At 60.4% G+C, this 9,252-nt stretch carries 19 protein-coding genes and 1 pseudogene; 11 read left to right on the top strand and 9 right to left on the bottom strand.

Annotated features, from left to right (window positions below):
• Positions 1–119: 119 nt before the first annotated feature.
• The 7 genes and pseudogenes from MOV75_RS17085 to MOV75_RS17055 form a co-directional block, all read right to left on the bottom strand.
• Positions 120–377 (bottom strand): annotated as a pseudogene (locus MOV75_RS17085) (glutathione S-transferase N-terminal domain-containing protein); the annotation flags it as partial.
• A gap of 299 nt (positions 378–676) precedes the next feature.
• Entirely contained in the window at positions 677–1,129 is a 453-nt protein-coding gene (locus MOV75_RS17080) for a VOC family protein (RefSeq protein WP_246922700.1), read from the bottom strand.
• A gap of 249 nt (positions 1,130–1,378) precedes the next feature.
• Positions 1,379–1,756 (bottom strand): hypothetical protein, encoded by a 378-nt coding sequence (locus tag MOV75_RS17075; RefSeq protein WP_246922704.1) that lies wholly within the window; start codon positions 1,754–1,756, stop codon positions 1,379–1,381.
• A gap of 195 nt (positions 1,757–1,951) precedes the next feature.
• Positions 1,952–2,377: a cupin domain-containing protein gene (locus tag MOV75_RS17070; protein ID WP_246922707.1), complete on the bottom strand. Its 426-nt coding sequence runs from the start codon at positions 2,375–2,377 to the stop codon at positions 1,952–1,954.
• A 592-nt stretch (positions 2,378–2,969) separates the two neighbouring features.
• Positions 2,970–3,122 carry a hypothetical protein gene (locus MOV75_RS17065; RefSeq protein WP_246922710.1) on the bottom strand — a complete coding sequence of 51 codons (153 nt, stop codon included), beginning with the start codon at positions 3,120–3,122 and terminating at the stop codon, positions 2,970–2,972.
• Between the two features lie 33 nt (positions 3,123–3,155).
• Positions 3,156–3,308 (bottom strand): hypothetical protein, encoded by a 153-nt coding sequence (locus MOV75_RS17060; RefSeq protein ID WP_155253518.1) that lies wholly within the window; start codon positions 3,306–3,308, stop codon positions 3,156–3,158.
• A gap of 58 nt (positions 3,309–3,366) precedes the next feature.
• The gene (locus tag MOV75_RS17055) at positions 3,367–3,558 is read right to left on the bottom strand and encodes a DUF3072 domain-containing protein (protein ID WP_246922713.1); all 192 of its coding nucleotides are present in this window, start codon (positions 3,556–3,558) and stop codon (positions 3,367–3,369) included.
• Between the two features lie 94 nt (positions 3,559–3,652).
• On the opposite strand from MOV75_RS17055, the gene MOV75_RS17050 reads away from it, so the two are divergent.
• The 6 genes from MOV75_RS17050 (at position 3,653) to MOV75_RS17025 (ending at position 5,642) form a co-directional block, all read left to right on the top strand.
• Entirely contained in the window at positions 3,653–3,886 is a 234-nt protein-coding gene (locus MOV75_RS17050) for a hypothetical protein (RefSeq protein ID WP_247006240.1), read from the top strand.
• Positions 3,883–4,107 (top strand): hypothetical protein, encoded by a 225-nt coding sequence (locus tag MOV75_RS17045; protein WP_246922720.1) that lies wholly within the window; start codon positions 3,883–3,885, stop codon positions 4,105–4,107. Before MOV75_RS17050 ends, MOV75_RS17045 begins: the two co-directional genes overlap by 4 nt.
• Before the next feature lie 179 nt (positions 4,108–4,286).
• A complete protein-coding gene (locus MOV75_RS17040) occupies positions 4,287–4,439 on the top strand; it encodes a hypothetical protein (RefSeq protein WP_247006239.1) in 153 nt (50 codons plus the stop codon).
• Between the two features lie 232 nt (positions 4,440–4,671).
• A complete protein-coding gene (locus MOV75_RS42700) occupies positions 4,672–4,950 on the top strand; it encodes a Fic family protein (RefSeq protein WP_309486946.1) in 279 nt (92 codons plus the stop codon).
• Positions 4,951–5,087: 137 nt separating this feature from the next.
• Positions 5,088–5,252 carry a hypothetical protein gene (locus MOV75_RS17030; RefSeq protein ID WP_247006238.1) on the top strand — a complete coding sequence of 55 codons (165 nt, stop codon included), beginning with the start codon at positions 5,088–5,090 and terminating at the stop codon, positions 5,250–5,252.
• Between the two features lie 12 nt (positions 5,253–5,264).
• A complete protein-coding gene (locus MOV75_RS17025) occupies positions 5,265–5,642 on the top strand; it encodes a hypothetical protein (protein ID WP_246922739.1) in 378 nt (125 codons plus the stop codon).
• A gap of 47 nt (positions 5,643–5,689) precedes the next feature.
• Here the strand turns inward: MOV75_RS17025 and MOV75_RS17020 are convergent, their stop codons facing one another.
• Positions 5,690–5,992: a hypothetical protein gene (locus tag MOV75_RS17020; RefSeq protein WP_212085042.1), complete on the bottom strand. Its 303-nt coding sequence runs from the start codon at positions 5,990–5,992 to the stop codon at positions 5,690–5,692.
• A 235-nt stretch (positions 5,993–6,227) separates the two neighbouring features.
• Complete coding sequence (locus MOV75_RS17015; protein WP_247006237.1) at positions 6,228–6,719, bottom strand: hypothetical protein; 492 nt, start codon at positions 6,717–6,719, stop codon at positions 6,228–6,230.
• A gap of 351 nt (positions 6,720–7,070) precedes the next feature.
• Here MOV75_RS17015 and MOV75_RS17010 point away from each other — a divergent pair, with 351 nt between their 5' ends.
• The 5 genes from MOV75_RS17010 to MOV75_RS16990 all read left to right on the top strand — a co-directional run bounded on the left by MOV75_RS17010 (position 7,071) and on the right by MOV75_RS16990 (position 9,249).
• Positions 7,071–7,367, top strand: a complete 297-nt coding sequence (locus MOV75_RS17010) for an HU family DNA-binding protein (RefSeq protein WP_007591377.1) — start codon at positions 7,071–7,073, stop codon at positions 7,365–7,367.
• A 571-nt stretch (positions 7,368–7,938) separates the two neighbouring features.
• Positions 7,939–8,076, top strand: coding sequence for a hypothetical protein (locus MOV75_RS17005; RefSeq protein WP_246922747.1), 138 nt, complete (start codon positions 7,939–7,941; stop codon positions 8,074–8,076).
• Positions 8,077–8,189: 113 nt separating this feature from the next.
• A complete protein-coding gene (locus MOV75_RS17000) occupies positions 8,190–8,387 on the top strand; it encodes a hypothetical protein (protein ID WP_247006236.1) in 198 nt (65 codons plus the stop codon).
• A 51-nt stretch (positions 8,388–8,438) separates the two neighbouring features.
• The gene (locus MOV75_RS16995; protein WP_246922752.1) at positions 8,439–8,717 is read left to right on the top strand and encodes a hypothetical protein; all 279 of its coding nucleotides are present in this window, start codon (positions 8,439–8,441) and stop codon (positions 8,715–8,717) included.
• A gap of 334 nt (positions 8,718–9,051) precedes the next feature.
• A complete protein-coding gene (locus tag MOV75_RS16990) occupies positions 9,052–9,249 on the top strand; it encodes a hypothetical protein (RefSeq protein ID WP_246922755.1) in 198 nt (65 codons plus the stop codon).
• Positions 9,250–9,252: the final 3 nt, after the last annotated feature.

Here is a 9,252-nt window from a genome sequence, read left to right as displayed (position 1 = left end):
GAATGGTCGACCAACAAAGGCCATTCCAGTTCGCGGCTCCGGCTGTGCTTTGCGAGCCCCACGCATCAGCAGATCCGCGAGGGTGTCGCAGTGCTGGCCGAGGTCTGCCGCTAGGAATTCGGCGTGCCGCGGCCATGGGCGCGGCAGAGATAGCGCAGGATCGAATTGGATTCCCACAGCACGAAGTCGCCCTCGACCAGCGTCGGGATCCGCGCATTCGGGTTCATCGCGAGATAGTCGGCCTCGCGCGTCCGGCCGTAACTCATGCCGGCGTCGATGCGCTCATAGGGCAAAGCGAGCTCGGTCAGGCACCACAGCACCTTCTGCACGTTGACCGAATTGGCGCGGCCCCAGATCGTCAGCTTGGTGTCAGGCATGAGGCGTCTCCCGCGGCGCTGTGTTTGCGCGGGTGATAGCGGAATTTCCAGAAACGCGCGATGCGCGATGCGGCGCGCCTCTCATGCAAAAAGCTCCGCACGCGGCGGAGCTTTCATTGCAAACAACTCGGCAAACTGATCCCGTCGCTCAGCGGCCGAAGAACAGCCACAACAGAATGATCACCGGGATCGGCACGCCAAGCATCCACAGCAACAGTCCTCGTCCCATCGCGTCCTCCTCCAATTGCATTGTCGAGGAGTGAACGCGGGCAGGGAGGGCTTGTTCCTGCAGCGCAGCCCTACCAATGGCCGGTATTCGGCATCGAGGCCCAGGGCTCCTGCGGCGGCTTCGGATCGCCCTTCTGCAGCAGCTCGATCGAGTGCAGGTCCGGCGAGCGGACGAAGGCCATGTTGCCGTCGCGCGGCGGACGGTTGATGGTGACGCCGGCCTTCTGCAGCTTCTCGCAAGTGGCGTAGATGTCGTCGACCTCATAAGCGAGATGGCCGAAGAAGCGATCCTCGCCGTATTTCTCCTCGTCCCAATTCCAGGTGAGTTCGACCAGCGGCGCACCGCGCGTTTGCGGCTGCTTCTTGAGCGCCTCGAGATCTTCCGACGAGCACAGGAACACCAGGGTGAACCGCCCCTTGTCGTTCTCGATCCGCCGCACCTCCTTCAAACCCAGCGCATCCTGGTAGAACTTCAGCGCGACATCGAGATTGCGTACGCGCAGCATGGTGTGGAGGTATCGCATGTTTCTTGCTCCCTGAGTGGACGGGGTTTTGGGTCGGCGGGGCCGGCGGAGGGAGAGATAGCAGGAATTGGGGAGCAGGGGCAGAGGGCGGAGCATGCGTGGGTGAGGAGGCCCAATACCGATCGGCGTTGGCGGGCGGCGATGCGAACTAGGACGCGTACTCATAAATCGTCGGCGATGTCCGCTTCGCGCCAACACCGACCACTTTTGTGCGACCGCAGCAAATGACGCGAAGGGCCACAAGCGGACTCACTTCACTTTCAACAGTGGGCTTATCTCGCTAGGATCAGTGACGCCCAACGCTCGCCCCAGTTCCAGCGCGAGAGGCAGGACCCAAAACGGAGAGTCGGCATCGTACGGCGCAGGCCCGTTGGTCACATTGTACAGCGTCTTGGCACAAATCTCCTCGAACGCATATTGGGCCAGCGCCAGTTGGTCCTTGCGGCGCTCTGCTGCAAGAGTTTTGCTTCGGATTGCCTCGAACAAGCCACGGGCGCTCATGCGCTGAGACCTGTCATTCGCCAGCACGATCAGCCTTCGAAGTGTTTGCTTATCGTCGCACCGCGCCTCAAAAAACATGAGCGGTGCTAGCATGGCCGTGATTATGTCCGTCGGACGCCTCGTCATGAAGATATCCTATAGCGCGCTCGGCAGATGTCTCCAACGGGTCAAAATGCGAAGAACTCAGGTTGAGCAAATCTAGTCCGCTCTGCCGCGACAAGCGGACCTGCGTGAGACCCAGCGTAACTTCGCAGAAGGGCCAACAGCCGACATTCAGAAATAACGCGGCCCGCAAGCAGAGCGCGAATGCAGCCTGCCTCCTTAAGATGGCGCAGGTATCAAGCCGTGACGTTTCATGATCTCGCCCATCCGAGCAGGATCAGGAGGAGCAGGGCCGCCGATGGCTGCCGCCATTTCGCGGAAGAACTCGGGCCCGAGAACCCCCGGCGTGAGAACGCAAAGCATTTTCGCGATCGCCTGTGTCTCGTTGACGAATCCGTGGACAACACCTCGCGGGATGAAGAGATCGTCTCCTGGCTTGATCTCGATCCGTTTGCCAGCGACCGTCCACGTGACGACCCCCTCAAGACCGTAGATCGTTTCTTCCCAGTCACGGTGATGGTGCGGGACCGGCATACGAGAGTTTGGCGGGATCATCACCTCAAACATATCAAGTGCCCCGCTGGTGTCATGCTTGGTGCGCAAAAACCGTAATTGCATTGCGCCAACCTTGATGAGCTCAGCCATGGTCGTACCTTCCGTTGGCTAGAGACAACGTCGCGGGACGGCTGCAACTCATCCGCACCGAACTATCGGCAGAAGCTTATGACCGGGCCTTGGGGATGTCTATTGGGGGCAACAGTGTCCGAGAAGGGTCATTTCCGACGGATTCAGCGGGGAATGTTGGCTGGTTGACGTCCGCTTCTTCCCCGAAAGCGCCCGAGCTTGGTCAGCCAAAAGCGTTGTGTTTGGCCGGACGTCCATGATTCAAACTCCCAAACTTGGAAATTCGAATCATGCGCTACGAACTCGCCGATCACGAATGGGCTGCCATCAAGCCGATGCTGCCAAACAAGCCGCGCGGCGTTCCTCGGAATTACGGTGACGCACTAAACTGATGTCGCACGGCTTCTTGGTCATGATGAAGCCATGGCCCGTCTTGCTCGTGTTGTCATTCCCGGTCACCCGCATCACGTCATTCAGCGCCACGGGGCTGTCAGTGCCGGCATGCAGGGGGGAGAATGCCGGCACTGCTTAATCAGTGAAATTCCGATTGGCTGGACTTGTTCCTAAGGGCTGCGCCGAGTCCGAACGGCGCTCTGATGCAAGAGGCCTGGCCTCACTCTGGATCGGCGTCCTCGTCGCCGTTCTCGAGCTGCGCCCGATATTCCTGCGCAGCTTTCAACAGCGCTTCTCTGATTTCGCCGTCCGCCGTCTGGGCGGCGAGCGCTTCGGCACGGTCGGCTTGATGCAGGAGAGATTCCCTGGTCATGCATGGCCAATTCGGCCGACTGCGCGCCGTTCCTTACGCCGCCTTCTCGACACCCTTTGCGATGATCTCGACTTCGAAATAACCCATGTCGCGGAGCTCGGCGGCCTTCTTCTCGGCCGCTTCCCTGGTGTCTCTCTTCAAGATGATCTGCCCCGCTCCATCGCGGGCGCAAACGAAATAAGGCATTTTCGATTCCCAATTTCGTTTGCATACACACGGTACCAGGTTTCCGCAATTCTACGGCTCACTCCTCCAGCCCGGCCTTTTGCCGCATCCTGTCGATCAGCTCGGAGGCCTCGGCCTTCGTCAGCTCGTCCTCCGGCGGGCTCTCGTGCGCCTGCTCGGCGAGGGTCTTGAGGTAGGATTCCTGGGCTCCCGTCATCGGATCGTCTCCGGAAACCCAGTCCTTCGGGTCCTTCTGGGTGTTGTCGGCCATGGCCTGTCTCCTTTTCCTTTTCCGTCCAACGTCGGACTCGACTCTTCGTTCCGTTTTTGTTCTCATGAGCCATATTCAAATCGTGAGGCGGAACATGCCGGACCTGGACACTGTCAGGCGGGAAATCGAACGAATGCGCACCCAGATGGGCAGACAGAGAAAGGAGATCCTCCAGCTGCAGCGGGCGGGTCTCGGGACGGCCTCGGCCGAAGCGCTGCTGTCGCGGATGGAGGCGAAGGTCGACGGTCTTTGCGCGCAGCGCGACGCGCTGAAGGTGGCGCAGCCGCGCGCGGCCAAGGGCAGGGTGCTCGGTGGGAGGACGTGGTGAGCAGGCGATGGTTCGACGACGAAAGAGACCTATCGCCCTTCCTCGCCGCGCTTGAGGACGTTCGCCGCAAGGCGACGCGGGAAGGGTGGTGCTATGCCCACGTCCAAGCCATCATCGTGGCCATCGACCAGTACGCGGAAGCCGCGACCGGCAACCGCGAGTATTTCCTGAACAAGCCGGTCTCGATCGGTGACAGCCGGAAAGCCGGGGACATTCCGTAGAGAGTCGTGGCGCGGAGAAGCCCAAACGGCAAGTGCCCCGGGACCGCTGAAGCGCCATGACTGGCGGAGAGGCGTTGCCCCAGGCTGCGGCGCCTCTTGTGACGATCAATTCGTCGGGAGCCCGTCGCTTGCAGGATTGGCGATAGCAACAGACTGGAAAGGCCGGCAAGGGCGGCTTCGTGGTTGGTCGCGCCAGCTTTGCAAAGATCAGCGCTGTTGAAGGCATTCGGCTGAAGCCGGCTATGACTAAACGAGCTGCCGAAGCCGCCGCCAAAGGCCTGTCCCCGGAAGAGTATCGCCGCACGATCTTGCGCAGCTACCGCAAAGGCTGAGCGCAATCGCATGTACGATGCGATTGACGATCCTTACAGAAAACTCCACCGTCCTCGTTAACAAGCTCGATCTGCGGGACCAGGAAGAGCTTGATGATTTCGAAGCCGAAATCTCAAGCGCTCGATCGAGCGAGCCGTTTCCCCGAAGGCCAGCTGGACTTCGGCCACTACTGCGCCGTTCATCATCACCTTTTCCGTCTACGAATGGGCAGGGACGCCGCGGACGGTCCGGATGTCCAAACAAGGCAGTCCATTTTGCTTCCCTGAAAATATCGACGCCCGGGCCGCGAAGCTTTTTGAAGAATTGAAAACCGATCATTCCCTCAAGGATCTTCCTGTGACCGAGTTCGCAGCGAAGGCTGCTCACTTCCTCGCTGAATTGAACGTCATCCACGCATTCCGCGAAGGAAACGGGCGGTCTCAATTGTCGTTCTTTGCCATGTTGGCCGAGCGGGGGGCCATCTGCTCGATCTGGAAAGGCTCGACCCTGGCGCCATGCTCGATGCCATGATTGCCCGTTTCGATGGAGATGAAACCGAGTTGGCCAAAGAGTCATAGCTGGCCTCGTCACCGTCTAACCCGGAGGCAACGGCGATGAATTTAATCCACCGGCGCCGAACCCCGACGCTGCCGGCGCGACCAATCGTTATGCTTCAAGCCCTGCTCAGCGCAATCGTGGATGTCCGCCTGCCCGCCGCATCGAGCGCCGTGGTCAGGTTCCTCGGCCTGGAAAACGCCGCCGAAATCGCGACGGCTGTCGTCGGCCTCGGCTGTATCGCGATCGGCTCCACGGTCTTTTTGCTGGAGCATTGACGAGGGAGCGCCGTGAAGACGATCACATTGCTTGCCGTGGCGGCGATGCTGCTGCTGGAGGCCTTCGGCCCGACGTCGAGCGTCGGCGGCTCGATGACCTTCATGCTGGTCTTTGTTGTCGTGATGCTGGCGGTCGCGATTTACGAGGCCTGGTCGAACAGGCGCGGGGCGATCGGATGGGTCGTCAATGTTTTTGCCAGCGCTTTTGGCGCTCTGGTTGCGATTGCCCTGGTCGGAATGGCGATGGACATCCTGCTCCCGTACCTTCACCTAGAAGGCTCGCTCGCCTCGTCGCAGCATCCCCTGAAGTATGCCGTGGTCGCGGCCGTTGCGCTTCTCATGGTGCTGGGATCATGGATCCCGCTCCGGGTCTTGAACCGGCTGCGCTGATAGGACCCTCAGGACTCCGCCGAGGCCGACACCTTCGCTGCTTGCAGCTAGGCCGCAATCCGTTGTTCGACCGGGGCTGTCAGCAGCTTGAGCGCCTGGGCATGTTGCAGGTCGGGGACCGCGATAGCCGTGTGGCTGTAAATCGCATGGCTGCGTGATTTTGCAATCGTGTCCAGGATCTGGCTGCCCTTGATGACGTGGAGGCCCATGCCCTCGTCAGCGGGGAAGATCGCCAACACCACATCATAGGCCGCGATGACGGCTCTGAGCGCTTCGGCCTTGTCCTCGGCGACGTCGACAAAGACGCGAACATCCGCCGCGAGTTCACGCAGCTCGTTAAAATCCAGCACTGTCAGGATACTCCAACGCAACGATACTGAAGTGAGCTTGGCGGCGTTGGGTTACTGAAGTGTCAACAAGGCAAGCCGAGCCACAAGTTTCACGCCGAGGTGACTTCAACGCTCTAAAGCGCGATGCGATGAGGATGAAGCGCCATCGCGCTTTAGGTTGTTGTTTAAGCATGATCTTTTGGGAAAACCGCTGCGCACTTTGCGCTAACGCGGCCCTCCGGGTCCGGACCATGCTCTAGCGTTTTGCGTCCTCGTTGCGCAGCCGGGCCCCCGCGGCCTCGTCCACGAGGTTCAAGGCGAGGCCGTCATAGCTCAGCTTGAGCCCACGGCCGACGGTCCATGTCCATCCCTCCCGGTCCTTGATGGCTTGCGCGTTGAACTGGTCGGAGATCGATTTGACGGCAGTGTCCTGCGCCCCCGGATTGTTCAGCGTTGCATTGACGCGCCGGATCGGGTGCCTGGCGTCGGCCTCGTCGCTGTCAACCGTGACCTTGGCGCCGTTGATGTCGCATTCGAGGGTGTGCGAGCCGCGGCTCTGGCGGCAGAGATAGTGGCGTTGACTGACGAGCTTGCTGGTCTCGTCGAACGTCATCCCGGGCGAGAAGCCGAAGATGTCCGACTTTCGTGCGAGGGCGAGGGACGCAGGTTTCAGGAAGCTCGGCTGGACCGCAACGAGGGCTGCCACGACAACAACGATCAAACCTGCGACGACGATGGCGACCTTCATGAGCACCCCACGAGACAACTTCAGACCCTTATATCAGCCAGGGCGTTCTGCCATGCCCCCAAAAGCGAAAACCCCGCCTGGGGGAAGCGGGGCCTTCTGGTGGGGTGAAGCTTGGGGACTTCAATGATAAGACGCGCCAGCCGCCGAATGGTTCAAACAGGACAGAGATATGCCCTGCGGCATCTTGCACAGGAAGCAGGGAACCCCGGAGAACCCCTGCTTGCGTTTTCGGCCCGATTGGGTTCTAAGCCCCGTCACTTCATGACCTCTGGCATGAAATCAGCAGCGCGTCCCCGCGCTTCAAGCCGCGTCCACAGCAGAGTTGCTCGCGCGCACAAAAGGAATTCAGACATGGCGAAGATGACGAAGACCCAATTGATTGATGCAATTGCCGAAGGCACGCAGCTTTCGAAGAACGACGTGAAGTCGGTAATCGAGTACATGGCCACCGTCGGCTACAAGGAGCTCAACGAGTCCGGCGAGTTCGTCATTCCCGGCTTCGTCAAGATGTCGGTCGTGAACAAGCCGGCGACCGAAGCCCGCATGGGCGTCAATCCCTTCACCAAGGAGCCGATGCAGTTTGCGGCCAAGCCCGCGAGCAAGTCGGTCAAGGCCTCGCCGCTGAAGGTGGCCAAGGATTCCGTCTAGGGCGCTGCCGATGTCGTTGCGGCGGGCTTATTCACGAACCGGCGCAACGATCAACGGCTGAAGACTAAGGTGGTGCTCGGCGACGGCGATGCCGAACATCACCACGACGATCAGGACAAATTACAGAGAGCGCCGGTCGGCCTGACCGGGCGCGCTCTGCGGTTTCCCGCAAGCCGGGCGGGCCGAAAGTCCGATCGGGATCTCGTTCTCACAGAACTCGCAGATCATCGGCACCTCTGGCAGCCAGCGACGGCCTCAAAAGAAAAACCCCGCGCTTTCGCACGGGGCTCTTCTGGCTGACGGCGTTGGGATTTCAGCGCCTGGCCGCCAGCCGTACGCTTAACTTAAAGTTGAAAATCCAAAAAGCAACAGCGCCGCGATGACGGAATATGTTCGTGCACCGCGGCGCTGCCATATGACTGGGCGCTGAAATCCCCAGCTCCCATGGGTCCGCGCGGCGCCGAAAAGGTTCAACGCGACATGCCCAGGGGAAATCACCAGTGAGGGCTGGACTTTTTGTTCTCATTTTGTTCTATTGAGCCGCCTTAGGTCGATCGCTTGGAGGTGACTCATGACCGTCGAAAAGCAGCGTGAAGTGATCAGGCTCTGGAACGAGCTCAGGAAGCTCGAGGGGCCGGCCGCAGAAGAGCTCCGCATCCAGATCCTGGAATGCTTCTCGCAGCAGGGCAAAACCAAACGCGCGGCTTGATCGGCGGCTTACGCGGCGAGGGGCGGGGGTGACGACACGACCCACCTGAAGCTTGCTTCGGCAGTTTCCCGGATCGCCCGCAAACATTCGCCGCTGATGTCTTGGGAACGAACATGTGCCATCAGCGTTCGGCCTGCATGACATGCCCGCGATGCGCCAAGCCGATGATTGCGATCTCCTCCAAGAGCTTTCGATGCGAACCTTGCCGCGAGATCGTCATCCTGTTCGCGGTCGTCTCGAAATTCCTGTCGCCGAAGATCGTGCCGACGACCGCTGAAGACGTTGCGTCGCGCGCCTTCATCGATCGTTAGGAATCGCTCCGCGCCGATTTTTCCGACTCCGATTCGTTCTTCGAGAACGAAATGGAGTCGGATGCAGAACATGTTGCGCCTGCCGGCGGCAATGCGGCCGCGCCTGTCGGAACGAGGCAGCGTGAGGCTTCGCACAGTCCCGTCCACGTCTCTTCCGTCATGAGTGGGGCGATGGAGAGCGACATGGATGCGTGCTGGTTTCTCGCCGAGATCGCCAAAGTGTTCTGGTACGATCGGCACCCGCGTTTGCGAAAAGGCAAGCCCTCGGTGCCGCAAGTGCCGCCGCCGGGATCGACGTCTCCTGATGCGTCGTCTCCTGATAAGACGTGATCGGATCGCCGCGCGCGTCATCCGCACGTTTTGTTAAGAACTGCTCCGCGCCGATTTCTTCGATTCCGATTCGTTCTTCGAGAACGAAATGGTGTCGAAGCTGGAACAAAGCCGGTCGGCGAGCCGCGGGGCCGTCGCATCTTCGGCCTTGCGCGATCCGGAAAGCGGCTCGCCCGTGATCGGACGTTCCGTAAACTCCTAACGATCATTTGCGCGAAAGCCGATAACCCTATTCGGTTAGGTTAAAAGCCCAATCGCATTGCGCTTGCCGCTGCTTGGGATACGTGTCTGGCAAAGACAAGCAAGAAACGACTTTGCCAAGAGCAATTTTATCATGACACCTTTTTCAGAGCCGTCCTTTTACCAAGGCGACCGGCACACCTACCGGCGTGTCGCCATCGTCGGCACGCTGTTCTGTCTCGCTTTCGTGGTGGTCAGCTTCTCGCTGCGGCCGCAGGTCGATGACACGCGCGTTGCGGTCAAGGCCGACCGGCTGGTGCGCACGGCGGGCCAGGCGGCGCACGCCAATTAATGC

It is taken from the genome of Bradyrhizobium sp. PRIMUS42 (assembly GCF_023006515.1).
Taxonomy (GTDB): domain Bacteria; phylum Pseudomonadota; class Alphaproteobacteria; order Rhizobiales; family Xanthobacteraceae; genus Bradyrhizobium.
The sequence above is the reverse complement of the archived record's forward strand: the minus strand, read 5'-3'. Positions and strand labels throughout refer to the sequence as shown.